This is a genomic window from Cohnella nanjingensis (assembly GCF_014212125.1).
Lineage (GTDB): Bacteria > Bacillota > Bacilli > Paenibacillales > Paenibacillaceae > Cohnella > Cohnella nanjingensis.
The window spans coordinates 1-25,256 of sequence record NZ_JACJVP010000038.1 but is presented as its reverse complement, the minus strand read 5'-3'; the positions used below and the strand labels follow the sequence as shown (position 1 = coordinate 25,256).

The window sequence follows — 25,256 nt, the reverse complement described above, 5'->3', positions numbered from 1 at the left end:
AACGGGGGTGCCCCAAATGGATTCTCTGCGCCGCTTCGCGTTGACGCCCGGGATCGAGCACCGGCTCCCGCTGTTCGTCGAGACGATCGGCACGATGCCCGATGAGAGCAAGATGGTACGCGCCGAAGGCTACCCCTACTATCACTGGCTGCAGACGGTCGAAGGAGAGGGACTTTTCACCTTCGCAGGCCGATCTTACGCCCTTCCCGTCGGCAGCGGCTTGCTCCTCTCGCCGCACGTGCCTCATTCGTATGCGGCCGTCGGCGGCAAGTGGCATACCGTCTACCTGACGTTCGGCGGCCCCGCCGTGCCGGAGATGCTGCGCGCGCTCGATCTGTCGGAGACCGGCGTCATCAAGTGGGACGCGTACTCGCCGCTCGCCGGCTTTCTTCACGGGATGCTGGACCGGATGGAGTCCGATTCCGATCTATTCGGCCTGAACGCCTCGTCGGATGCGTACCGGTTCCTGCTCACGCTGCGCCAATACGGCAGATTCGACAACCAAGCCTCCATCGTCCATACGTCCGAGAAGGTTCGCCCGCTGATCGATTGGATCGATCGGAGCTACGCCGATCCGGAGATCGGCCTTTCCGAGATGCTGGCGGTGCTGCGGCTGCCGTCGAGCACCACGAACGAGCTGTTCCAGCGCACGTTCGGCCAATCGCCGTACAGCTATCTGGTCCAGTACCGCATCCGCAAAGCGAAGGAACTGCTGATCGCCGCCCCCGATGCGACGGTCAAGTCGATCGCGCTGAAGGTCGGCTTCCGCGACGTGAGCCACTTCGTCGCCACATTCCGTCGCAAGACCGGACTGCCGCCAGAACGGTTCCGACAGCTGTACAAGTGAGGGCGGCTCGATGATGGCGGCGCTATCTATGGGCACGTACGAATCCGACCGTTGACAGAAGAGCGGACACGTGTATAATTTGGGATATATTTCATGTGCGGAAAGGGTGGTTGCGATGAAAAGTGTCGCTGTTCGTTCGGTAGAAAAGTCGATACTTCTTTCTATTTGCATTTTCATTGCGCCGATGTACCCCACCGTTTAATGCCGCGTCACAAAAGCGGTTGTATCCAGGGTCATGGCGATGTTGCCATGGCTTTTTTTGGCGTTCAAAGCGATCGGACTCAGCAGGTGATCTCATCGTTTGGAGGAGCGGAAGCCTATGAATCAGGGCCGAACGATCAAGCAGCTTATCAAGCGGGAAGGGTTTAAAATCTTTTTACAGCTATGCATGAAGTACAAGCACTTCTATGGGATGGTACTCCTGCTGCAATTACTCGGAACCGGCGTCTCTTTGCTGCTGGCGGAAACCGGACGGCGATTGATCGATACGGGATCATCCAGATCTCCGTCGACAATCGCCGAACTCATATTCGCCCTAGCCGTGTTCATTCTGCTGGGACTTGTCATTTCCTATTTTACCAGCGTCTGCAATCAGATCATCAATACCAAAATCGTATTTCAGATGAGGCAGATGGCGCTTCGACAACTTCTGCGGCTATCTTTGAGCTATCACGAGAGCAAGCACAGCTCTCAAGCCAACCACCTGTTGTTCAACGAATTGGAAGTCTTTAAGCAATTCATTGTGTTCGACGTGATCAAGCTGGTCTCCTTGCCCTTTTCCTTTATCGCCATCGGCGTTTATATGATGTCGGTCAATGCCGTACTCGGCATTGTTTCTTTGTGTATCGGACCGCTCCAGCTTTTTAGCAATCTCGTAACGAAAAAAGCTTTTAAGGAATTGGTGGCCCGGCAACAGGCGAATGGCGGAGAAGTCTTTCATCACATGGGCGAAGCGATGGCCGGCATTCGAGAGATCAAGATGAACCAGCTTGAACGTCCCGTCCTCCAAAAGTTTGGCAAAGTGAGCGACGATGGTATACGGCTTTGGATTTCGATTGAGAAAATGGAAGCGTTTCGAGAATTCGTTCGCGTCTTGCCGGAAAAACTGGGTTACTTGATAGGCATGGGGGTTGGGGCTTTTCTGATCGCCAACGGCAGCATCGGGCCGGGCGCTTTGATCGCCTTTATCGCTTTACTCGACAGAACCACCGAACCGTTCGCCAGCATCGTGGGCATCATCGGCTCTCTGCAAAGGGTCTCGTCGGGAGCGGAGAGATTGCTCGACCTGATGGAGATGTCCACGGAAAACGATAGCCAAGGTCGGACCCTCGAATCGAAGCCGGCGAGCATCCAATTCGATGGCGTTCATTTTGCTTATGAAGAGAATCGTCCGGTATTGAGAAACGTAACTTTTACCGTGCCGGCTGGCAAGACGCTTGCTTTGGTGGGCCCTAGCGGGGGAGGCAAGAGTACGATCGTCAAATTGCTTTATCGCTTTTACCACCCGGGCAAAGGCGCCCTCCGGATCAACGATCACCCGATTGAGGAATATTCTCTTGATTCCTTAAGAAGAAATCTGTCTGCCGTCGCGCAAGACGTTTACTTATTCGACGATACCATCGGCAATAATATGGCCGTCGGCGTGGGCGACATTGACAAGCAAGAGCTGTATCTCGCTGCGAAACTCTCGCAATCCCTTAGCTTTATCGAGAAATGGCCCGAACAATTCGAGACGCGAGTCGGAGAACGGGGCATCAAGCTCTCACAAGGACAAAAACAGCGCATCGCCATCGCGCGCGCCATTTTGCGGAAGCCGTCGATCTTGATTCTGGACGAGCCCACCTCCGCCCTGGACGTGGAGACCGAGGCGATGTTCCAGGCGAGCCTTTCGGAGTGGGCCGGAGACGCCACCAAGATCATCATCGCGCATCGGCTGTCCACGATTCGAGACGCGGACTATGTCGCTTTCCTCGAGGACGGGGAGATTTGCGAATTCGGCAGCCCCCGCGAGTTGATTGCCGCAGGCGGCCGGTTCGCGGACTTCTGGAGGAAGCAAGAAATCGTGGAATTTGCGATTTGATGGAAGCTAATCGGGTAAAGCGTGCGATTGGTCGGCTATTTATGCAACCAGAAGGCACAACGTACTAAACGCTAGCGGGGAACGAATGTACAACGTGAACAGCCTGCCGGATCAGACAGGGGAGTTAGCATCTAATCACTGAAAGTGATTTCGAGAAAATAAATTGAGGTGCAATATGAATCCATCTATGAAAGCCTTATTTACTGCCCAGATTGTAGCTGAAGCCGCGCAACGATATAGCTTCAAGCCAAACGAGCTAAGATTACTGGGGAACAATCAAAATTATACTTTCGGAAATTCAAATTATATAATTCGAATAACTCATTCGTCTCATAGGTGTCGAGAGTTAATCCAAGGAGAGTTGGAATGGATTCAATATCTTGCTGATAAAAATGTTCCCGTGTCATCTCCTGTTAAGTCAGTTAACGGCGAACGAATTGAGATGTTAGACGGATTTATTGTCGTGGCATTTGACAAAGCACTTGGATCTCCTTGGACAGATGCCATTACTCAAAACGAAGAATTCGAAAAGCTGGGTTCTGTTATCGGTAGAATGCACGCAGTAACCAAAAACTACATTCCCAGCTCACAGGAGATTGAAAGATTCACCTGGGATGACAATGCACTTTTAAGAGATTTCATGAGTAATGTCCCCACTTCTCAAGAACTCGTGATTACTCATTTTGAATCACTTATGCAGAGGGTTCGCAAGTTACCACGTGAATGCGAATCATTTGGACTCATTCATGGTGATTTCTGTTTTGGTAACTATGCAGTCCAACCAGATGGAAATATTACTGTTTTCGACTTTGATGAGTGTCAATACGGTTGGTTCATGCAGGATATTGCCGTTAACTTATTCTATGGAATTGCTGTACCAAACCCGAACGAAGATGTAGTGTCTTTTGCCAGAAGGTATCTTACATCGTTCTTTGAGGGTTACTACAAGGAAAACAGGATTGATTATAAATTGTTGCAAGACTTACCGCTGTTTCTAGATATGAGACAAGTTATTCTTTATTCTGCCCTATATAGAAATGGAAACCTTGGATCCCTCGATTACTGGTCTCAGGAGTTCTTGAAACGAGCGAGACACAATATGGAAAACAATTTATCAATGATTGAAATGGATATTTTGAATTTCTAGCTTACTGGCTGTTTTACTCAACTATTTGTTCATTGTGCAACCGGGTAACGAAAGTTCAAACGAACCGCCTAATGAAAAGGCGGTTTTTCTTTTAGTCAGAAATCAACATTCAAAGATACTGAGCCAAATCAAAGAGGACTGCACCGACGCAGCTTAATGCTGCGAAAGAACAGTCCAGTCCTTTTTCCTGGAAGCCCGAAGGATGCCCCGCATACTTTCGAGTTACCCTTTTTTGACCTCGGCCACAAAGTCCCTCGCCAGCTTCGTCAACCCTTCGAAGTTCCCGGCTTCGATCAGAGGTTTGTTCACCAGGTTGTTGCCCAAGCCGACGGCCACGGCGCCCGCCTCGATCGCGGCGCGGATGTTCTGCAGGTTGACGCCGCCGGTGGCGATCATCGGAATGTGGTCCAGCGGCGCGCGAATCTCCTTCAGATAGTTCAGTCCGAGCGAGCCTAGCGGGAATACCTTGACCGCTGAAGCGCCCGCCTTGTAGGCGCGAACGATCTCGGTCGGCGTCATCGTGCCCGGCCAGACATCGACGCCGTTCTCGACGCCGTAGTAGACGACCTCTTCGTCCAGATTCGGCGAGATCAAATATTGTGCGCCTGCGGCGACCGCTTCCTTGGCTTGTCCGATATCGAGTACCGTGCCCGCCCCGATGCGCATGCGTCCCTCGTATTCGGAACGGAAGCGCGAGATCATGCCCAGCGCGCCGTCCGTATTTAGCGTAACCTCCATGAACACGATGCCGCCGTCGTACAGCGCCTTCGCCACGGCGTCCGCGCTTTGGACGGATATTCCCCGAATGATGGCTACGATCTTTTCTTGCGATAAGGCTTTCAGCGTTTCCGTACGCATCCCGATTCCTCCTGTCGGTCAAGCTCTTGCGGCTTGACGCGCTATGCCGCCGCGATCGCGGATCTCCTCTGCAGCACCAGTGTACCACCATGCCCCGGCCTTGAAAAGCTTGAGTGCTACTGCGCACGCCCGCCGCAGCATCCGTCTTCGTCCGCACAGCAAGATCGATAACCCGTTTACCGTCGACCGCCTTTCGCTCGCACCTTCCACTCCTCCCATAGCGCCGATAGTCGATTCTTTCGACTATCTCCCTCGCTTCCTCTCTTCTTACAACCCCGTTAGTCGATTCTTTCGACTATCACCCTCGCTTCCTCTCCTTCTACAACCCCGATAGTCGATATTTTCGATCATCTCCCTCGCTTCCTCTCTTCCTACACCCCCGTTAGTCGATTCATTCGACTATCTCCCTCGCTTCCTCCCCTGCTACAACCCCGATAGTCGATTTTTCGACGATCCCACAGGTCCGGAGCTTCCTCCACTTCAGCACCATCAGCAGCAGTTCCATCACCATCGCCGCGCACCCCAATACCCTCCCCTAAAAATAAAAATCCCGCCCGGCTCCCGAAGGAGTCCGGACGGGACTGATGATCTTCCGCGGTCTTATACGGCGCTCCGCGCGCCGCTATCGGAGAATTGGCTGTTGTACAGGTCGGCGTAGAAGCCGCCTTGCGCCAGCAGCTCTTCGTGCGTGCCCTTCTCGATGACGCTGCCCTTGTTCATGACGAGGATCAGATCCGCTTCGCGAATCGTCGACAGCCGGTGCGCGATGACGAAGCTCGTACGGCCTTCCATCAGCGCGTTCATCGCCTTCTGGATCTGCACCTCGGTCCGCGTATCGACGCTGCTCGTCGCCTCGTCCAAGATGAGGATCGCCGGGTCGGCCAGGATGGCGCGGGCGATCGTGAGCAGCTGCTTCTGCCCTTGGGACAGGTTCGAAGCCTCTTCGTTCAGAATCGTATCGTACCCGTCCGGCAAGGTGCGGATGAAGTGGTCGGCATGCGCCGCTCGGGCCGCCTCCACGATCTCGTCCTCGGTCGCGCCAACGCGTCCGTAGGCGATGTTGTCCCGGATCGTGCCGTTGAACAGCCACGTATCCTGCAGCACCATGCCGAATAGACTGCGCAGGTTGCCCCGTTTCAACCGCGTAATATCCACGTCATCCACGGCGATGGCTCCCTCGTTCACCTCGTAGAACCGCATGAGCAGGTTGACGAGCGTCGTCTTGCCCGCCCCCGTCGGTCCGACGATGGCCACCGTCTGGCCGGAGCGGACGTCGATGTTCATGCCTTCAATGAGCGGAGCGTCGGCCTTGTAGCCGAAGCTGACGTTGCGGAAGGCGACGTTCCCTCGCGCGCGGGACACGTCCAGCTCCTCCTTCGCTTCGGGAACCTCCTCCTGCTCGTCGAGCAGCTCGAACACCCGCTCCGCCGACGCGATCGTCGACTGGATGATGTTCGCGATGTTCGCCGTCTGCGTGATCGGCATCGTGAACTGCCGTGCGTATTGAATGAACGCCTGGATGTCCCCGATCTTGATCGAGCCGCGCGTGACCAGCACGCCGCCGACGACGCTGATCGCTACATAGCCGATGTTGCCGATAAGGCTCATGAGCGGCATGATGATGCCGGACACGAACTGCGCCCGCCAGCCGGCGTCGTACAGCTCGTCGTTGATGCCGTCGAACTTGGCGAGCGCCTTCTTCTCGTGTCCGAACGCCTTGACGATCTGGTGACCGGTGTACATCTCCTCGACGTGTCCGTTAAGCTCGCCTAGATGCTTCTGCTGTCCTTTGAAATAGGTCTGCGAGCGTCCCGCGATCGCCTTGATCACGAGGAAGCTGAGCGGCAGCGTCAGCACGAGGATGAGCGTGAGCAGCGGACTGATCGTCAACATCATGATGATGACGCCGATCAGCGTGACGACCGAGGTGATAAGCTGCGTCAGGCTCTGCTGCAGCGTATTGCTGATATTGTCCACGTCGTTGACGACGCGGCTCAGAATCTCGCCGTGCGTCCGGGAGTCGTAGAACTTCAGCGGCATACGCGACAGTTTCTCGTTCACGTCGTTGCGCAGCCGGTACACCGTCTTCTGCGCGACGCCGGCCATCATGTATTGCTGCACGTAACCGAAGATCGAACTCAGAACGTAGAGTCCGGCGAGTATCGCCACGATGTTCCAGATGCCGTGATAGTCGATCGCGGCGCCCGGCACGCCCTTGATCTTGCCCATGATGCCTTCGAACAGCTTCGTCGTCGCATGGCCCATGATCTTCGGGCTCAAGATGGAGAATACGGTGCTCAGGATCGCCGTAGCGAACACCAGCAGCAGCTTGAAACGGAACGGCTTCAAGTAGCCCAGCAGCCGCCGGAACGAGCCTTTGAAGTTTTTGGCTTTCTGCCCCGGCATCGCCATCATCCCGGGCGGCCCGAATCCGGGACCGCGGCCGGGTCCGCCTGGTCCGCCGGGTCCGCCGCCTCCGGGACCTCTGCCGGCAGCGCCAGATCGGTTGTTTTCGTTCGCTTGCCCGCTCATGCGATCTCCTCCTCCGACAGCTGCGACGAGACGATCTCCCGATAGACCCCGGAAGCGCGCAGCAGCTCTTGATGCGTGCCGACATCGACGATTCTGCCCTCATCCAGCACGATGATCTGGTCGGCATCCATGACGGTGCTGACCCGCTGGGCGACGATAATGACGGTCGACGACTCCGTCTCCCCCTTCAGCGCGGCGCGCAACTTGGCGTCGGTCTTGAAGTCGAGCGCCGAGAAGCTGTCGTCGAACAGGTAGATGTCCGGCCGGCGCACGAGCGCGCGGGCGATCGACAGGCGCTGCTTCTGCCCGCCGGACACGTTCGTGCCGCCCTGGGCGATCGCCGATTCGAAGCCTTCCGCCATGCCCGAGATGAACTCGGTCGCCTGCGCGACGTCTGCTGCATGCCGGATCTCTTCCTCCGTCGCATCTTCCTTGCCGAATCGGATGTTGTCCGCGATCGTGCCGGTGAACAGCACCGCCCGCTGCGGCACGAGGCCGATCTGGGCGCGGAGCTCCGCTTGCTTGCGCTGCCGCACGTCGACCCCGTCGATGCGGACCGAACCGCTCGCCGCGTCGTAGAACCGGGGGATCAGATTCAGCAGCGTCGACTTGCCCGAACCGGTGCCGCCGATGATCGCGGTCACTTCGCCCGGACGCGCCTTGAACGTGATGCCCGAGAGCGCCGGCTGTTCCGCGCCCGGATAGCTGAAGGTGACGTCTTCGAACTCGACTTCTCCGCTGGTCGCGATACCCGACCTCGCATTCGGCGCGTCGACCAGCGTCGGAGGCAGGTCCAGCACCTCGTTGATGCGAACGGCCGAAGCGGATGCCCGCGGCACCATCACGAACATCATGGACAGCATAAGCATGGAGAACATGATCTGCATGGCGTATTGCAAGAAGGCCATCAAGTCGCCCACGGCCATATGGCCGCTGCCGATACGCTGCCCGCCGAACCAGATGATGGCGATCGACGAGAAGTTCATGATCAGCATCATGAGCGGCCACAGGGCGGCCATGATCTGGTTCACGCGAATCGAGGTGTCCGTCAGATCCCCGTTGGCTTCGACGAACCTTTTCTTCTCGTGCTCCATCCGGTTGAACGAGCGGATGACGCGGATGCCGGTCAGATTCTCGCGCAGCACCAGGTTCAGCTTGTCCAGCTTTTTCTGGATCACTTTGAAGAGCGGAATCCCCTTCCCGGCGATGGCCACGATCGTGAGAACCAGCACGGGAATCGCCACCACGAGCACGAGCGACAGCTTCGCGTCCTTGGACACGGCCATGATGATGCCTCCGATGCACATCATCGGCGCCATGACCATCATCCGCAGCATCATGACGAGCACTTGCTGCACCTGGTTAATGTCGTTCGTCGTCCGGGTGATGAGCGAGGCGGTCCCGACCTTATCGAACTCCTGCAGCGAGTAATTCTCCACCTGGTTGAATATCTTCGCCCGTACGATCCGGCCGAAGCCGGCCGCGATCCGCGACGAATACAAGCTGGCCAAAATGGAGACGACCGTTCCCCCGAGCGTGACCAGCAGCATGAAACCGCCGATCTTCAGGATGTAGTCGGTGTCTCCTTGGCGCTCGACGATGCCGATGTTGACGATGTCCGCCATCAGCGTAGGCAAGTACAGCTCCGAGAGCGACTGCAGCAGGATGAGCGCCATGACGAACGCGATCAGCCAGCGGTAAGGCTTCAGCAGCCGGAATAGCTTAAGCATCCGATGTCCATCTCCGTTTCTTTTTCTAATATTGTGAGTATACTCAGTATATATAGCGGCGTCAAGGAGAAAATGCCAGACGTTCCCAAACCCCCGAAATCCCAAGGAACATGGCGTTAGTTCCCTTATGCGGGACTTTCAAGTCTCCATGCGAACGCGCAACGCCTCTTATCGTACGATTCCTTTATGAACTGAATGTGAACCGGGCCGAATTTGTCGGCGAGTCCCAAATGTCATAAAATAAAAAAAGACCGAGACCGGTCGCAGAGTCGGATGAAGGAGGCACGCGTCTTGCAGTTCATCGATAACGGCAACCATCACGATCCCGCGCTGAACCTGGCGCTCGAGGAGTATACGCTCCGGCAGCTGCCCGGCGACCAGCCCTACCTGCTGTTCTACATCAACCGGCCATCCATCATCATCGGAAAAAATCAGAATACCGCCGAGGAAGTCAACGCGGCGTATGTGGAGAAGCAAGGCATTCAAGTCGTACGCCGGCTGTCCGGCGGCGGCGCGGTCTACCACGACCTGGGCAACTTGAACTTCAGCTTCGTCACCAAGGACGACGGCCAGTCGTTCCACGACTTCCGCAAGTTCACCGAGCCGGTCGTGGCGGCGCTGCGCGAACTCGGCGTCGAGGCGGAGCTATCCGGCCGCAACGACATTCAAGTCGGCGAGCGGAAGATCTCCGGCAACGCCATGTTCTCCACCAAAGGCCGCATGTTCAGCCATGGCACGCTGCTCTTCGACTCGCACATGGAGAACGTCTCTTCGGCGCTGAACGTCAACCCGCTGAAGTTCGAATCGAAGGCTACCAAGTCGGTGCGCAGCCGAGTCGCCAACATCGCGGAATTCTTGCGCGAACCGATGACGATCGAGGCGTTCAAAGCGCGGCTGCTCGCGTCGATCTTCGCCGGGGCGTCGCCGGTTCCCGAATACAAACTGACCGAGGACGATTGGACGGCCGTCCGCAAGCTGGCGGACGAGCGGTACCGGAGCTGGGACTGGAACTACGGGCTGTCTCCCGCGTTCAACTTGCGTCAGGCGAAGCGGCTCGCGGCGGGCACCTTCGACGTCCGGCTGAACGTTCAGGAAGGCAAGATCGCGGAAGCGGCCGTGTTCGGGGACTTCTTCGGCCGGGGCGAGGTCTCGGAAGTGACCGATCGGCTGAAGGGGGTTCGTTACGACCGCGAGTCCATCGCGGCGGCGGTGGCGGACGTCGACCTTGCCTTCTACTTCGGGCCGGTCGAACGCGAGGAATGGCTGCAGCTGTTCATCTAATATCTTAGAGGAGCGATGAATCATGACCACTTCCCTTCAAGCGGCGACGACGCTGCATAACGGCGTGAAGATGCCTTGGCTCGGACTCGGCGTCTGGAAAATGAACAACGACGAGGAAGTCGTGAACGCGGTGCGCTCCGCCATCGACGCGGGCTACCGCAGCATCGACACCGCCATGATCTACCGCAACGAGGAAGGCGTCGGCCAGGCCGTGAAGGCGAGCGGCGTCCCGCGGGATGAGCTGTTCGTCACGACGAAGATCTGGAACGAGGATCAAGGCTACGACAAAGCGCTGAAGGCGTTCGAAGACAGCAAGCGCCGCCTCGGCCTCGACTATGTCGATCTGCTGCTCATCCACTGGCCGGGCACGGACAAGTTCGTCGATACTTGGCGGGCGCTGGAGCGATTGTACGCGGACGGCCAAGTCCGCGCCGTCGGCGTATCCAACTTCAAAGTCCGCCACCTCCAAGAGCTTGCCGCGAACAGCCCGCTCGCGCCTATGGTGAACCAGGTGGAGTTCCACCCGCTGCTGACCCAGCAGGATACGCTGGCCTACTGCCGGCAGCACGGCATCCAGCTGGAAGCCTGGAGCCCGCTTATGCAGGGCAACCTGGATCAGCCGCTTCTCCGTTCGCTCGCGGACAAGTACGGCAAGTCCCCGGCGCAGATCGTGCTCCGCTGGGATCTCCAGAAGGGCGTCGTGACGATTCCGAAGTCTTCGAACCCCCAGCGGATCGCCGAGAATGCAGACATCTTCGACTTCAGCCTGACGGACGAGGAAGTCGGCCGGATCGAAGCGCTGAACGAGGAGCGCCGCTTCGGGGCGGATCCGGATACGTTCCTGTTCTAATCGGAACGATCGGTTCGGAAGCCGCGCAACCGAGCGTCTTCGATGGGCCTTTCGCTTTTCTCGCATCGCCAAAAGGGGTTGCCGCCCGCAAGATACGTCTTGCGATGCGGCAACCCCTTTATAAGTCCTACAGAATGTATAAGTTTTGCGTCTATCCATCCCCGTATGCCCGACGATAAAAACGCGTCACCGTCTAGAAAGACGGCGAAGCTGTTTTTACTTGGCGCCCCGTCTATACGCCGGTAAGCCCCAGCTTGTCCACGGTCCGCTTCAGCAGCGGCGGCAGCGGCGCGCGGAATTCGCGGCCGTCCGGCATGACAATGCGCCAGGCGTGCAGCAGCTGGTGGTTGATGCCGGCGAAGATCTTACCGCCGTACTTCACGTCTCCGAGCAGCGGATGGCCGATGCTCTGGAAGTGCGTGCGGATCTGGTGCGTCCGCCCGCTCACCAGCTCGACCTCGATGAGCGAATAGCCGTTCGCGTCCGACAACGCGCGGTAGCGCGTGGTTGCGGACTTCGTCTCCTCCGCCGCGTCCCGGGCGCCAGCCACGCGGCTGCGGTTCGCCTTCTCGTCGCGGACGAGCGCGCCCGTCAGCTCTCCCTCGCCCGCGAGCCGGCCCTCGACGACGGTCACGTAATACTTCTCCAGCTCGTGCTTCTGAATCCATTGGTTCAGTTGATGCAGCATGCCGGCCGTCTTGCCGATCAGTACCAGTCCGCTCGTATTGCGGTCCAGCCGGTTCGCCGTCGCCGGCATGAACAGCGGGCTGTCCAGCTCGCCTTTCTTGTACAGATAGGCGTGCACCCGGTTGATGAGCGTATCCTTCTGATCCGTCTGATCGGGATGCGTCAGCATGCCCGCGGGCTTCATCGCGACGAGCAGCTGATCGTCCTCGTAGACGACGTCGATATTCGCGTTGACGCCGACGTATTTCGCTTTTTTCTGACCGATCGACGCCTCGCCGTATTGCGTCTCTTCGATATACAGCAGCAGCTCGTCGCCGGCCGCTAGCTCGTAATCCTGTTTTTTGCGTTTGCCGTTCACCTTCACTTTGCCTTGGTCGATCATCTTGTAGATCTGGCCTAACGGCAAGTTCGGCATGAGATTGCGCAAGTAGCGGTGCAGCCGCTTGCCGCTCTCCGATGGCGTAACCGTGCGGGTAATCATGAATCCTTCCACGCTCCGTCTCTGGTCGAAATAACAACAGCGTACCAAGCCCGGGCCAAATGATCAAGTCGCCCTTACCCGGCGCCGGCCCACGTTCGAGGAGCAAGCGCGTTTTCCGCTCGTCCGTATGCCGGCGCCTTTGGGTCCGGGCGTCAATCCGGAAACAGAGCGAGACGCGCTCCGGTTGACCGAAGCGCGTCTCGCGCGAGCATACGTCGAACGACCGCGGCTATCGCTTGGACGGATCGTAAGGCTGTCCGGCCGCGGACGGACCGCGAACCGAACCGACCACGCCGGCGAGCACGAGCAGCGTCAGCACGTACGGCAGCATGTAGAGGAACTCGTTCGGGATATGCGCGGCAAAATCGAACTGCGTGATGAAGTTGCGAAGCGCCTGCGCCAAGCCGAAGAAAAAGGCGGCGCCGAACACGCCGTACGGGTTCCAGCGGCCGAAGATGAGCGCCGCGATGGCGATGAAGCCTTGGCCGGAGATCGTGTTGTGCGAGAAGTTGCTCGTCGTGGTCAGCACGATCGTCGCGCCGCCCAGACCCGCCAGCGCGCCGCTGATCAGGACGCCGACGTAGCGGTATTTGGTGACGTTGATGCCGACCGTGTCGGCGGCGCCGGGATGCTCGCCGACCGCGCGCAGACGCAGGCCGAACGGCGTCCGGAACAGCAGGTACGCGCTGAGCGGCACGAGCACGTAAGCCAGATAAGTCGTCGGATAGTTGTTGAAGAGTGCCTGGCCGATGAACGGAATGTCGGCGAGCCCGGGGATCGCGACCTTCGCGAAGGTCGCGTCCAGCAGCGGCGTATCTCCCGCGCCTTCGAACATGAACTTCACGAGATAGAGCGTAATCGCGAGCGCCAGGATGTTGATGACGACCCCGACGATCGTCTGGTCGGCCTTCACGCTGACGGTCGCGTAGGCATGCAGCAGCGCGAACAGCGTGCCGGCCGCGATGCCGCAGAGCACGCCGATCCACGGCGAAGCGCCCTCGCCACCGGCGTCCTGCATGTAGTAAGTGCCGATCGCGGCGGCGAACGCGCCGCCCGTCATCATGCCCTCGAGCCCGATATTGAACACGCCCGACCGCTCGCTGAAGACGCCGCCCAGCGCGGCGAAGATGAGCGCCGCCGAGAAGACGAGCGTCGAGTTGATCAGATCAGCCAGCATTGCCATCGGCGCTCGCCCCCTTCCGTTTGTTCGCCGCGCGCCGGTTGAGCAGCGGCTTGAGCAGCTTCGTGATGATGCCGTGCGAGGCGACGAAGAAGATGATGCTGCCGATCACGATGCGCACGATCTCCGTCGGCACGTTGGCGTCAAAGTTCATGCCGGCCGAACCGTAGGTGAGTACGCCGAACAGAATCGCGCCGAACAGGATGCCGACCGGATGGTTGCCGCCCAGCAGCGCCACCGCGATCCCGTCGAAGCCGTAGCCTTCGGAAGCGCCCGAAGCGACTTGATAATGGAACACGCCCAAGACGGAGAACACGCCGCCGAGACCGGCGAACATGCCCGAGATCATCATCGTCTTGATGAAGGTCGTCTTGACGTTGATGCCCGCCGCGCGCGCGGCGTCGGCATTGAAGCCGACCGCGCGGAGATCGTAGCCCTGCTTCGTCCGCCAGAGCAGAATGTAGAACAGCCCGACGCAGATCAAGCCGATCCAGATTCCCCAGTCCATGCGGGCGCCCCCCATCGCCTTGGACAGCCATCCGATCGACAGGGAAGCCGTCTCGTCGATGTTCGGCGTCTTCTGCTGGCCTTCCGCCACGAGGAACTTCATGAGCAGGAAGGTAGAGAGATAGAGCGCGATCCAGTTCAGCATGATGGCCGAGATGACCTCGTGCACGCCCCGGTACGCCTTCAGATAACCGCACAGCGCGCCCCACAGGCCGCCGCACAGCATGCCGACCAGCACGGCGAGCGGCGCGTGCAGGAACGCCGGCAGATGAATCTTGATCCCGACGAAGGTGGCCGCGGTCATGCCGATGATGTATTGTCCGTCCGCGCCGATATTGAAGACGCCCGCGCGGAAGGCGAAGCCGACCGCGAGACCCGTGAACAGAATCGGCGTGATCGTCAGCATCGTCTCCCCGATGTCGTAAGAGGTTCCGAACACCTTGCGGATCAGCGCGCCATAGGCGGCGATCGGATCGAAGCCGCCCAGCAGCATGACGATCCCGCCGCAGATCAGTCCCAGCAGGATGGCGACCGCGGGTACGAGCGCGGTCGGTTGATTCAGAGATGAGATCCACTTGCTCAAGCTGCTCCGCCTCCTTGGTCTTTCGATGCTTGGCCGGCCATCATCAATCCGATCTTGTCGTCGTCTTCGTCCAGCTCCGGATTGACTTCGCCCATGATCCGTCCGCCCGAGATGACCTGAATCCGATCGCTGAGCTTGTACAGCTCGTCCAGTTCATAGGAGATGAGCAGGATCGCCTTCCCTTCGGACCGGGCCTGCATCAGCCGTTCATGGACGAACTCGATGGCGCCGATGTCGAGGCCGCGCGTCGGCTGAACCGCCACGAGCAGCTGCGGATGGCGCTCCAGCTCGCGCGCGATGATCGCCTTCTGCTGGTTGCCGCCCGACAGCGACCGGGCTCGGCTCTGAACGCCCGCCGACCGGACGTCGAACTCCTCGACCAGCTTCTTGGCATACGTATCGATCTCTTTCTCGTTCAGGAACCCGCCGGGGAAAAACCGGTTCCGCTCGGAGGTCCCCAAGATCATATTCTCGCTCAGCGTAAAGTCGAGGACGAGCCCGTGCTTCTGCCGGTCCTCCGGAATGCTGGAGATGCCGGCTTCGATTCGCGCTCTGGTCGGCAGCCGGGTAATATCGGTTCCGTTCAACGCGATCTTCCCGCTCAGCGCGGGACGCAATCCCGTAAGCGCCTCCACGAGTTCATGCTGTCCGTTGCCGTCGACCCCGGCAAGACCCAGTATCTCTCCCGCTCGGATCGTGAGGGAGACTTCGTCCACCGCGTGCGTGCCGCGCTCGCCTCCCGCGACGGTCAAGCCTTCGACTTCGAGCACCACCGGCCCGGGTTCGCGCTTCTCCTTCTCCAATTGGAAGGAGACCCGGCGACCGACCATCATCTCCGCCAATTGACTCTCGTTCGTCTCCGCCGTCCGGACCGAGCCCACGACTTTGCCCCGTCGGATGATCGTCACCCGGTCCGAGACTTCCATGATCTCCTTCAGCTTGTGCGTGATGAGGATGATCGACTTGCCTTCGCCGGCGAGCTGCCGCAGAATCTGCATCAGCTCCTGAATCTCCTGAACGGTCAGCACGGCCGTCGGCTCGTCGAAGATCAGAATCTCCGCGCCGCGGTAGAGCGTCTTCAGAATCTCGACGCGCTGCTGCATCCCGACGGTGATATCCTCTACTTTGACGAGCGGATCGACCTTAAGTCCGTATCTCGCGCTCAGTTCCCGCACCCGCTCGTTCGCCTGCTTCAGATGAATCGACAAGCCCCGTACCGGCTCTACGCCGAGGACGATATTCTCCGCCACCGTGAACGGCTGCACCAGCTTGAAATGCTGGTGCACCATGCCGATGCCCAGCTCGATCGCCTTGCCGGCGCCATCGATCTTCACCTGCTTCCCGTTCACGCGAATCTCGCCTTCGTCCGGCTGATACAATCCGAACAAGATGCTCATGAGCGTCGACTTGCCCGCCCCGTTCTCGCCGAGCAGCGCGTGAATCTCTCCCTTGCGCAATTCAAGGCTGATGTCATCGTTCGCGACGATGCCGGGGAACCGCTTGGTGATTCCCTTCAACTCGACCACGGGTACCGATTGTTCCATTCCATTCAGCTCCTGTTCGAATAAAGGCTCTCAAGTAAAAACGGCTTCGCCGTCTTTTGAACGTATCAGAAAGTAAGTAAGAGTTTCACCTCTACTTAGCTGATACGCCTCCGATAAAAACGTATCGCCCTCTTCTGAGAAGATGGCGATTCCGTTTTTACTTGGAAGAGGGAAGTCGCGTTTTTATCGGAGAAAAGTTCCGGAAAAGAAAGGGCAAGGCCGATCGGCCTTGCCCTTGGCGACCATCTTTGCGACGATTTACGGCGCGGTAGGAACCTTGATGTCGCCGCTCACGATCTTCTGCGAGTATTCGTCGACTTTCTTCAGAATCTCGGCAGAGACGTTCGGATTATCCTTAGGCAAGCCTACGCCGCCTTCCGCAAGTCCGAGCTCGACGGTCTTGCCGCCTTGGAATTGGCCGTTCAGTACTTCCTTGGACACTTTGTAGACAGCTTCGTCTACTTTTTTCATCATGGACGTCAGCGTGACATCGTTGCCGAATTCCAGCGATTGGTCTTTGTCGACGCCGATGACCCATACTTTTTTGCCCGCTTTGAAGCGCTGCTTGGCTTCGGTGAAGACGCCGTTGCCGCTGCCGCCCGCCGCGATGAAAATAATGTCGTTGCCCGCGTCGTACATCGTGGCGGCCGCGAGTTTGCCGAGGTCCGGCTTGTTGAAGTCGCCTACATAGTTGACGGTCACCTTCGCGTCCGGATTCACCGCCGCGACGCCGGCTTTAAAGCCCGCTTCGAACTTTTGGATAACCGGCAGCTTCATACCGCCGACGAAGCCGATCTTGTTCGACTTGGTCGTGAGGCCCGCGACGACTCCGACCAGGAAGGAGCCTTCGTTCTCTTTGAACAGGACGGATTCGACGTTCGGCAGGTCGACGCTCGTGTCGATCAGCGCGAACTTCGCGTTCGGGTTCTGCTTGGCTACCGTCGTAGCCGCTTCTTGGAACAGGAAGCCGATGCCCCAAGTCAGATCGTAGCCGTCCTTAACGAAGTTGCTCAGGAACGGAATGTAGTCGCTGTCCTTCTTGCTCTCTTGGTACTTGACGGATGCGCCGTCGTCCTTCTCCAGCTTCTGGAGCGCTTCCCAAGCTTGTTGGTTAAAGGACTTGTCGTGGACGCCGCCGAGGTCGGTAACCATGCCGACTTTCTTGGTGCCGCCGGCGGATGGACTGGCCGGTTCGCTCGCGCTCGGGGATGCCGGCTCGCTTGGCGCCGCCGATTCGCTAGGCGATGCGCTCGCCGAAGGGGAGCTCGCGCCTTCGTTGTTCGCTTTTTTGCCGCAAGCGGACAAGACCAGGATCGCAGCCATGATGACGATCACCATTAGGCTGACGGGCTTCATACTTTTCTTGTACATGTTACGATCTCTCCCCATGTGTTCGTTTGGTCGAACATCTAATTGTCAAACGGAGACGCGCCGCGCCGCGGCAGCGCTCCGTCATAACCAATCCTCACGCCTGCTTCAGGAGCTCGGTCATATAACCGAAGAACCCATCGCGGTCCACGTCGTATACCAAATTGACCGGACGCCCCTCCGGATCCTCCTGCGTCCGCCCTTGCGCGAAGCCGTCCGTGCGGACGATGCTGCGCACCGTCTTCGTCTTCACGAGGTCGGGCTTGCCGACATAGGCGGCTGTCAGCACGTCCCATAAATAATATGTCGAGTTCGTCTCAAAGAATACGAGCGGCGGCACGAGCGCATAGCATTGGCCGATGAAGTCGATCGCCTCGTGGCGCCGAAGCTTCGCCCACGCATCCCGGACATCCAGCGTCAGAGGCACGCGGTTCGTGCTCTCCAGCGCGACGAGATCGATCGGAATGCCGCTCGCCCATACCCGCGCCGTCGCCTCGGGATCCCAATAGGCGTTCCACTCGGCGGTGCCGTCGTGCTCAGGCTCCTCAACGTTGCCCTTCGGCAGGAAAGTGCCGCCCATCCAGACCAGCCGTTCGATCCGCGCTTCGATCTCCGGAGACTCGTCCAGCGCGCGGGCGAGATCGGTCAACGGGCCGGTGAAGACGAGCGTCGTCTTCCCTTCCGTCTCCAGCACCTTCTGAATGAGATGACGATGGGCGGGCAGCGGGACGATCGGATTGTCGATCCGCTCCGCCTCGTTCAGGATCGGCAGCGCGTCCACGTAGAAGGACATGATGCGCCAGGCTGCGGGGAACGGATTCTTCCCCCTCGAATCGGATCTTGCCACTTCGATCTCGTCCCCGGCGCCGAACCGGTCGATAATCTTGCAGCTGGCTTGCACGGAAGGTTCCAGATAACCGTCTGCCGGAATGACGGAGACGCCGGTCAGACGCACGTCCGGCATACGCAGAAGCAGGAGCAGGGCAACGAAGTCGTCGCCTCCGCCGTCGTGATTGAAATAGACGTTCAAGAATGGCCCTCCCTAGTGGTCCGCTTGCATGCTTGTCTCCAAGACGCGATATATCACTCTCAGATCACATCAATCTTACATCCACGTAGAACTTGAAACGAGTTAATCTGTCCATATTGTGTATCAAAATCGAAAATAAATCAATACTTTGTCTAATCGTTCCCGGTGCCAAAAAAACGTAATCGCATACATTTGTATTTGATGTTATTTTTCATAACATTTATTAGAATATTCGCGCGTCTCGCGCCTTGCATGGCGCGATAATCGTGCTACAATCGATAAAAGACCGAAAGGAGTCGACTTCGCCATGGATTTCGCCGCCTCGATCGCCGAACAGCGAATACGGGAAGCCGAGCGGCAGGGCGCGTTCGAGCAGCTGCCGGGGAAAGGCAAGCCGCTGCCCCCGGACGAATTGGACGCGGTGCCGGAAGAGCTCCGTCTCGGCTACAAGCTGTTGAAGAACGCGGGCGCGCTGCCGCCCGAGATGGAGCTGCGCAAGGAAATGGTCACGTTGGAGGACTTGATCCGTTGCTGCAGCGACGAACAGGACCGCGGCCGGATGCGGGCGGCGTTGACCGCCAAGCGTCTGCGTTACCGTCTGCTGATGGAAGAGCGGGGCTGGGGCCGCATCGGCGCCGCCGAAGAATATCGCGCGCAGGTCGAGACGCAGCTGACGGAATCGGATCCCGGCGCGAAGCGGCGGCCGCGGTAGAAACAACGAGAGAAGTCGATGAAACTACATTAAAGGAGGAAACGCCATGGAAGATTGGCTGCGAAGATTGCCCAAGGTGGATTTGCATCTGCATCTCGACGGCTCGGTGAAGCCGGACACTTGGCTTGCGCTCGCCTCGGACCAAGGCATCCCTTCGCCGGTTCGGGACGCGGCGTCGCTCCTCCCGCTCATGCGGGTAGACGACACCTGCGGCAGCCTCCCCGATTACTTGGACAAATTCGCCTTCGTTCTCCCGCTCCTCCAGACGGGCGAAGCGCTGGAGCGGGTCGCGCGCGAAGCCGTGGAGCAGGCATCCGCGCACAATTGCCTGTACGTGGAGGTGCGATTCGCCCCTCAGCTGCACACGCAGCGCGGACTGACGCCGGACGACGCCATCCGCGCCGTCATCGCCGGTCTTCGCGAAGGCGAGCGGCGCACCGGGGTCGTCGCGCGCGTCATCGCCATCTGCATGCGGCATCACTCCGAAGCGCTGAACCATCCGGTCGTCGAAGCGGCGGTGCGCCACTACGGCCGCGGACTCGTCGCCGTCGATCTGGCGGGCGACGAAGGGGCGTTCCCCGCCGAGCGGTTCCGGGACGTCTTCGCGCTGGCGCGCGAGGCCGGCATTCCCATCACGATCCACGCGGGAGAAGCCGCGGGACCGTTCAACATCCGCGAAGCGGTGGAGGGCTTGGGCGCGGCGCGCATCGGCCATGGCGTGCGGCTCCGCGAGGATGCCGAGCTGCTCGAATGGATACGCGAACGCCGCATCCCGCTCGAGCTGTGCCCGACGAGCAACATCCAGACGAAGGCGGTGTCCTCCTGGTCGGACTTCCCGCTGCGCGATTATTACGACCGCGGGCTCGCCGTGACGGTGAACACCGACAATCCGACCGTATCCGGGACCGACATGACCCGCGAATGCCGCGAGCTGGCCGAGCGGTTCGGCTTCACCGCCGCCGAGCTGGCCGGCATGATGCGCAATGCGCTCGACGCCGCGTTCGTCGAGGAGCCGGCGCGCGCCCGGCTGTACGCCCGCTTCGAAGCGCAGCTCGCGGAGATGGGCATCGCGCTTTGATCGCCGGCCTCTTCCCCGATTCGCGCTTCAACCCGCAAAGGGCTGCGGCCGCCTCATTGGCGCCGCAGCCCTTTTTCGATGCGCTAAGACCGGCTTGCCGTCCTGCTTAACGTATACCGCTTCCCAGGTTCCGCCTGCCAGACGATTCGTCCGTCCGCGCTCCGCGCGAACGCCACCGGCAGCCCTTCGCTGGAGATGCCGTAGGCTTCAGGATGCGCGACGCGCACGCGTCCTTCTCCGCCTCGCGCGCCCGCCGTCAGATCGGCTTCGGTCAACCGGCCTTCCCGCCAAGCCATCGTCACCAGCCAATCGCCGCGCGCCCGCAGACCGGACGCCTCTCCTTCGGCCCATGCCTTCGGGAGCGCGGGCAAGAGCCGCAGCTCTCCCGCATGGCTCTGCAGCAGCATCTCCGCGATCCCCGCCGCGCCGCCGAAGTTGCCGTCGATCTGGAACGGCGGATGCGCGTCCCAGAGATTGTCGTAGGTCGACTTGCGCAGCAGCGTCGTTACGTAGTCATGCGCCGCTTCGCCGTCCTCGAGGCGCGCGAACAGGTTGATGATCCAAGCGCAGCTCCAGCCCGTGTGCCCGCCGCCGTTCGCCAGCCGGCGAAGCAGCGAGGACCGGCAGGCTTCCACCCAAGCCTCGTCGCGTTCCGCGGCGAATTGGTCGCCCGGATAGAGGCCATAGAGATGGGAGACGTGCCGGTGACCCGGATCCGCTTCTTCGAAGTCCAGCACCCACTCCTGCAGCTGGCCGTGGCGTCCCGTGCGGTAAGGCGGCAGCTCCTGCAGCCGCGATGCCAGCTCGGCGCGGAACGCTTCGTCCGCGTCGAGCCGGACGGACGCCTCGATCAGGTGTCCGAACAGCTCGCGGATCAGGGTCATATCCATCGTGGAAGCATAGCTGACGCTCGCGGCCTCGCCTTCCGGCGTGAGGAAGTCGTTCTCCGGCGAGGTCGACGGACAGGTCACCCAAGTGCCGTCGGGCCCCCTGACCAGCCAGTCCAGGTAGAACAGCGCCGCTTCCTTCATCGCCGGATAGGCCCGCTCCCGCAGGAAGCGTTCGTCCAGCGTGTATTCGTAGCGGTTCCAGAGATGCCAGCAGAGCCAAGCCGAGGCCATCGGCCAGTAGGCCCATTGGGCGTTGCCGCCGACGGCGTTCGCGTTGCGCCAGACGTCCACGTTATGGTTGACCGCCCATCCGCGCGCGCCGTAATGGCGCTCGGCGACCCGGCTGCCCGTCACGCGGAGGTCGTCGATCATATCGAACATCGGCTCGTGGCATTCGCTCAGGTTGCAGGACTCCGCCAGCCAATAATTCATTTCGGCGTTAATGTTGACCGTCCAGTTGCTGCTCCAGGCCGGTCTCAGCAGCGGGCTCCAGATCCCCTGCAGATTCGCCGGCTGCGAACCCGGCCGGGAGCTGGCGATGAGCAGATAGCGGCCATAGTCGAAGTACAGCGCCGTCAGCGCCGGATCCTCCGCGCCCCCCTGCACCGAGCGCAGCCGCTCGTCCGTGGGCAGCGCCGCGGCGGCCGACTGCGCGCCGTCGTTCCCGAGCCGCAGTTCGACGCGGCCGAACAGGGCGCGGTAGTCGGCCGCGTGTCGGGCGAGCAAGTCGTCGTAGGACGCCCCGGCCAATCGCGCCAGCGCCTCCGCGCATCGCAGGTCCGGGCGCAGCTCCGCCGCCGCCGGATCGCGGTCGAAGCCGGCGAAGCTCGTCGCCGCGGTCAGCTTCAGCACCGCCTCGTCCGCCGAACGAACGACGCAGCGGCCGCCCTCGCGGGACACGGTGCCGCCCTTCGTCTCCATCGATACGCGGACGGCGAAGGCCATGCCCCGGCCTTCCGCATAGACGACCGGTTCGCCGTCATGGACGTAGTTCGGATTGACGCGCAGCGGGCAGCGGCCGTCCATCCCCCATACGCGCTCGTCTTCGCCCTCCGGCGCAGGCGCATGCCTCAGCAAGCTGTCGAGGACGAAGCTGAAGTGAAGCGCCCCCGGACGGTCCGCGGTCAGCCGGACGACCAGCGCCTGATCCGGCGCCGAGACGAACGCCTCCCGCGCGTACCGCACGCCGGCTTGGCGGTAGGAGACGCGCGCGACCGCGGTCTCGAGGTCGAGCTCGCGGACGTATTCCTCCGCCTCTCCTTCCGCCGGCCAAGTCAGCGTGAGCGCGCCCAGCGGCATGTAGGATTCGTTCCACGGGCCGAGCAGATCGCGCTCGACCACGTCCTGGGCTTGCCGAAAGCGGCCCTCGAACGCCAGCCGCCTCGCTTCGGACAGCGACGCCGCGAACGCGGCGGGATCTCCCTGTAGCGTGCGCGGCTCTCCGGACCATAGCGAATCTTCGTTTAATAGGATTCGGTCTTCGCGGACGCCGCCGAACACCATCGCGCCCAACCGCCCGTTCCCCAGCGGCAGCGACTCTTTCTCCCAATCGGTCGCCGGCTGCCGGTACCACAATCTTCTCGCGGACGCGTTGCTTTCCATATCGTCGATCCCCATTTCTTCGGTTGCTCTCTTGTCCCGATGACGCATACGCTTTCATTTTATCGGGATGCAAGTGCGGATGCCATATGGGATATTACGATGGGGATATGAGATTTCAACGGCGGGGCGCCCTCAGCCCCGCAGTTCGTTCACGCGGGCCAGGCGGCGTTCGAACCCTTCCTTCAGCTCTTCGAGCTTCGCGATGCGAGCCGTCATCCGCTCGATCTGCTCCGCGAGGATCGGGGCCGCCTCGTCGAGGAACGGCGTCTTCTCCTCCGGCGCTTGTCCGCGGCGGTACGCCTCCCGCAGCGCTTCCATCTTATCTTCCATCTCGACCAGGATGCGAATCTCCTGCAGGGAGATGCCCAGCAGCTCCTTCAGACGGATGATCTGCTCGAGCTGCGCGAGCGAGCGGCCTTCGTAGTAGCGGTGTCCGCCGTAGGTTCGCGGCACGTCCGTGAGCAGGCCGATCTCTTCATAGTAATGGAGGGTTCGCGCGGTTACGCCGAACCGTTCGCAAACCTCGTCCACCGAAAATCGTTCTTTCATGTTCGCGGCCCTCCCCGCTCTTTAGACTTCGTCCGTCCGGTATTTCTGGACTTGCTCGTTCAGCGAGAACATCCGCTCGTCCAGCGAAGCGATCAGATCCGCGGCTTCCTTCAGCTGACTGCCGATCTCTCCCGGCACCTGCTCGTTGAACTTGTAGTAGATCTTGTGCTCCAGGCTCGCCCAGAAGTCCATGGCGATCGTCCGGATCTGGATCTCCACGGGCACGTGTTCGAGATGATCGGTCAGGAAGACGGGAATCCGGATGTTGAGATGAAGACTCTGATAGCCGTTCGGCTTCGGGGAAGCGACATAATCCTTCACTTCGAGCACGTCCACGTCGTGCTGCTTGCTGATCATCTCCAGCATTCGGTAAATGTCGGTCGAGAACGAACAGATGACGCGGATGCCCGCGATGTCCCGGATGTGCGCTTTGGCGTTCTCGATCGTCACGTCCATCCCTTTGCGCAGCAGCTTGTCCCGGATGCTCTCGGGAGACTTGATGCGCGTCTTCATATGCTCGATCGGATTGTAATTTTGGATAAAATGAAGTTCTTCGTTCAGAATGTTCAGCTTCGTGCTCACCTCGTCCAGCGCGAACTTGTAGGTGAGCAGCATCTTGCCCCATTCCCGCATATCGTCAGGCATGCTCAATGTAATGCGCTCCTTCTATAACGCGATTAGCGCGAATATTTGTGTTTGCGGCGCGTGCTGCGTCTCTCGTGGTAAGCGGCCGCCGCGCCGTAGGCGACGAAAAAGACGCCCATTAAGAACGGCAGCGCTTCGGTAAAGTCCGATAGCATCCCTTCCAGCAGTTCGCCCGCATAGGGGTCTCCGACCAGCATCTCCCCTGCCGAATAGCCGAGCAATCCCGCGCCGATCCAGACGAGGATCGGGAATCGCGTCATCAGCTTCGTCAGGAACCGGCTGCACCAGATGATCAGCGGGACGCTAATGGCCAAGCCGACGATGATCATCGCCAGGTTGCCCCGTGCCGCGCCGGCTACCGCCACGACGTTGTCGAGGCTCATGACGACGTCCGCGACGACGATCGTCCGGATCGCGCCGGCGAGCGTCGTGCCGCCCCGAATGTTCTCCCCCGCGTGATCGTCGTGCAGCAGCTTCCAGGCGATGTACAGCAGAAGCAGCCCGCCTGCCGCCTGCACGAGCGGAATTTCCAGCAGCCGCACTGCGACGAACGTCAGCACGACGCGCAGCGCCACGGCGCCGAACGTGCCCCAGAAGATCGCTTTTTTCTGATGATCGGGAGCGAGGTTGCGGCTGGCCAATGCGATGACGACCGCGTTGTCCCCGCTAAGAATGATATTGATCAAGATGATGTCGAGCAGGGTTAAGACCCATTCGCCGTCCATATGCGACTCCTTCCGCCGGGCATGTCCCGCTTCGGGGCGTCCGGGATGTGTGTCTCCGTTGCCAAGATTGCCTAAAGTCCATTGTACCCGATTCGGCCTATACAAGTAAAAACGGGCTCGCCGTCTTCCCAAGCGGGCGCACCTTTCGCCGCTGAGCGATACACCGGGCCGCAAACGGCGAAGCGGGCCACGTTATCCGCTCAAGGCGGTTATCTCGGGCTGCGTATGGCGAAGCAGGCCACGTTATCCGCTCAAAGCGATTATCTCGGGGCTGCGTATGGAGAGGCGAGCCACGTTAACCGCTCAAGGCGGTTATCTCGGGGCTGCGCATGGCGATGCGGAACACGTTA

Annotated in this window: 20 protein-coding genes; 7 read left to right on the top strand and 13 right to left on the bottom strand. The window is 60.0% G+C overall.

Features of this window, described 5'->3' with window-relative positions:
- Window positions 1-16: 16 nt before the first annotated feature.
- The 3 genes from H7C19_RS22120 to H7C19_RS22110 all read left to right on the top strand — a co-directional run bounded on the left by H7C19_RS22120 (window position 17) and on the right by H7C19_RS22110 (window position 4,074).
- Window positions 17-847 carry an AraC family transcriptional regulator gene (locus tag H7C19_RS22120; RefSeq protein WP_185671247.1) on the top strand — a complete coding sequence of 277 codons (831 nt, stop codon included), beginning with the start codon at window positions 17-19 and terminating at the stop codon, window positions 845-847.
- Between the two features lie 319 nt (window positions 848-1,166).
- The gene (locus tag H7C19_RS22115; RefSeq protein WP_185671246.1) at window positions 1,167-2,927 is read left to right on the top strand and encodes an ABC transporter ATP-binding protein; all 1,761 of its coding nucleotides are present in this window, start codon (window positions 1,167-1,169) and stop codon (window positions 2,925-2,927) included.
- 187 nt (window positions 2,928-3,114) lie between these two features.
- Window positions 3,115-4,074 carry a phosphotransferase enzyme family protein gene (locus H7C19_RS22110; RefSeq protein WP_221469397.1) on the top strand — a complete coding sequence of 320 codons (960 nt, stop codon included), beginning with the start codon at window positions 3,115-3,117 and terminating at the stop codon, window positions 4,072-4,074.
- Window positions 4,075-4,296: 222 nt separating this feature from the next.
- Here the strand turns inward: H7C19_RS22110 and H7C19_RS22105 are convergent, their stop codons facing one another.
- From H7C19_RS22105 to H7C19_RS22095, 3 genes are all read right to left on the bottom strand, one after another.
- Window positions 4,297-4,932 carry a bifunctional 4-hydroxy-2-oxoglutarate aldolase/2-dehydro-3-deoxy-phosphogluconate aldolase gene (locus H7C19_RS22105; RefSeq protein WP_185671244.1) on the bottom strand — a complete coding sequence of 212 codons (636 nt, stop codon included), beginning with the start codon at window positions 4,930-4,932 and terminating at the stop codon, window positions 4,297-4,299.
- Window positions 4,933-5,532: 600 nt separating this feature from the next.
- The gene (locus H7C19_RS22100) at window positions 5,533-7,464 is read right to left on the bottom strand and encodes an ABC transporter ATP-binding protein (protein WP_185671243.1); all 1,932 of its coding nucleotides are present in this window, start codon (window positions 7,462-7,464) and stop codon (window positions 5,533-5,535) included.
- Window positions 7,461-9,194, bottom strand: a complete 1,734-nt coding sequence (locus H7C19_RS22095) for an ABC transporter ATP-binding protein (RefSeq protein WP_185671242.1) — start codon at window positions 9,192-9,194, stop codon at window positions 7,461-7,463. Before H7C19_RS22095 ends, H7C19_RS22100 begins: the two co-directional genes overlap by 4 nt.
- Window positions 9,195-9,485: 291 nt before the next feature.
- Here H7C19_RS22095 and lplA point away from each other — a divergent pair, with 291 nt between their 5' ends.
- Both lplA and H7C19_RS22085 read left to right on the top strand, forming a co-directional pair.
- Complete coding sequence (lplA, locus tag H7C19_RS22090) at window positions 9,486-10,475, top strand: lipoate--protein ligase (protein WP_185671241.1); 990 nt, start codon at window positions 9,486-9,488, stop codon at window positions 10,473-10,475.
- 22 nt (window positions 10,476-10,497) lie between these two features.
- Window positions 10,498-11,325 carry an aldo/keto reductase gene (locus H7C19_RS22085; RefSeq protein ID WP_185671240.1) on the top strand — a complete coding sequence of 276 codons (828 nt, stop codon included), beginning with the start codon at window positions 10,498-10,500 and terminating at the stop codon, window positions 11,323-11,325.
- A gap of 232 nt (window positions 11,326-11,557) precedes the next feature.
- Here the strand turns inward: H7C19_RS22085 and H7C19_RS22080 are convergent, their stop codons facing one another.
- The 6 genes from H7C19_RS22080 to H7C19_RS22055 all read right to left on the bottom strand — a co-directional run bounded on the left by H7C19_RS22080 (window position 11,558) and on the right by H7C19_RS22055 (window position 18,705).
- A complete protein-coding gene (locus H7C19_RS22080; RefSeq protein WP_185671239.1) occupies window positions 11,558-12,493 on the bottom strand; it encodes an RluA family pseudouridine synthase in 936 nt (311 codons plus the stop codon).
- Window positions 12,494-12,722: 229 nt separating this feature from the next.
- Window positions 12,723-13,676 (bottom strand): ABC transporter permease, encoded by a 954-nt coding sequence (locus tag H7C19_RS22075; RefSeq protein ID WP_185671238.1) that lies wholly within the window; start codon window positions 13,674-13,676, stop codon window positions 12,723-12,725.
- Window positions 13,660-14,763 carry an ABC transporter permease gene (locus tag H7C19_RS22070; RefSeq protein WP_246469664.1) on the bottom strand — a complete coding sequence of 368 codons (1,104 nt, stop codon included), beginning with the start codon at window positions 14,761-14,763 and terminating at the stop codon, window positions 13,660-13,662. Before H7C19_RS22070 ends, H7C19_RS22075 begins: the two co-directional genes overlap by 17 nt.
- Window positions 14,760-16,307 carry an ABC transporter ATP-binding protein gene (locus H7C19_RS22065; protein ID WP_185671237.1) on the bottom strand — a complete coding sequence of 516 codons (1,548 nt, stop codon included), beginning with the start codon at window positions 16,305-16,307 and terminating at the stop codon, window positions 14,760-14,762. Before H7C19_RS22065 ends, H7C19_RS22070 begins: the two co-directional genes overlap by 4 nt.
- A 258-nt stretch (window positions 16,308-16,565) precedes the next feature.
- Window positions 16,566-17,678, bottom strand: a complete 1,113-nt coding sequence (locus H7C19_RS22060) for a BMP family lipoprotein (protein ID WP_246469663.1) — start codon at window positions 17,676-17,678, stop codon at window positions 16,566-16,568.
- Window positions 17,679-17,772: 94 nt separating this feature from the next.
- The gene (locus tag H7C19_RS22055) at window positions 17,773-18,705 is read right to left on the bottom strand and encodes a nucleoside hydrolase (protein WP_185671236.1); all 933 of its coding nucleotides are present in this window, start codon (window positions 18,703-18,705) and stop codon (window positions 17,773-17,775) included.
- A 307-nt stretch (window positions 18,706-19,012) separates the two neighbouring features.
- On the opposite strand from H7C19_RS22055, the gene H7C19_RS22050 reads away from it, so the two are divergent.
- Complete coding sequence (locus H7C19_RS22050; RefSeq protein ID WP_185671235.1) at window positions 19,013-19,417, top strand: DnaJ family domain-containing protein; 405 nt, start codon at window positions 19,013-19,015, stop codon at window positions 19,415-19,417.
- 46 nt (window positions 19,418-19,463) lie between these two features.
- Window positions 19,464-20,495: an adenosine deaminase gene (gene add, locus H7C19_RS22045; RefSeq protein WP_185671234.1), complete on the top strand. Its 1,032-nt coding sequence runs from the start codon at window positions 19,464-19,466 to the stop codon at window positions 20,493-20,495.
- Window positions 20,496-20,578: 83 nt separating this feature from the next.
- On the opposite strand, the gene H7C19_RS22040 is transcribed toward add, so the two are convergent.
- From H7C19_RS22040 to H7C19_RS22025, 4 genes are all read right to left on the bottom strand, one after another.
- Window positions 20,579-23,002, bottom strand: a complete 2,424-nt coding sequence (locus tag H7C19_RS22040; RefSeq protein WP_246469662.1) for a glycoside hydrolase family 95 protein — start codon at window positions 23,000-23,002, stop codon at window positions 20,579-20,581.
- Window positions 23,003-23,119: 117 nt separating this feature from the next.
- Window positions 23,120-23,536, bottom strand: a complete 417-nt coding sequence (locus H7C19_RS22035; protein WP_185671232.1) for a MerR family transcriptional regulator — start codon at window positions 23,534-23,536, stop codon at window positions 23,120-23,122.
- A gap of 21 nt (window positions 23,537-23,557) precedes the next feature.
- The gene (locus tag H7C19_RS22030) at window positions 23,558-24,181 is read right to left on the bottom strand and encodes a GTP pyrophosphokinase (protein WP_185671273.1); all 624 of its coding nucleotides are present in this window, start codon (window positions 24,179-24,181) and stop codon (window positions 23,558-23,560) included.
- Between the two features lie 32 nt (window positions 24,182-24,213).
- Window positions 24,214-24,906 (bottom strand): TerC family protein, encoded by a 693-nt coding sequence (locus tag H7C19_RS22025; RefSeq protein ID WP_185671231.1) that lies wholly within the window; start codon window positions 24,904-24,906, stop codon window positions 24,214-24,216.
- Window positions 24,907-25,256: the final 350 nt, after the last annotated feature.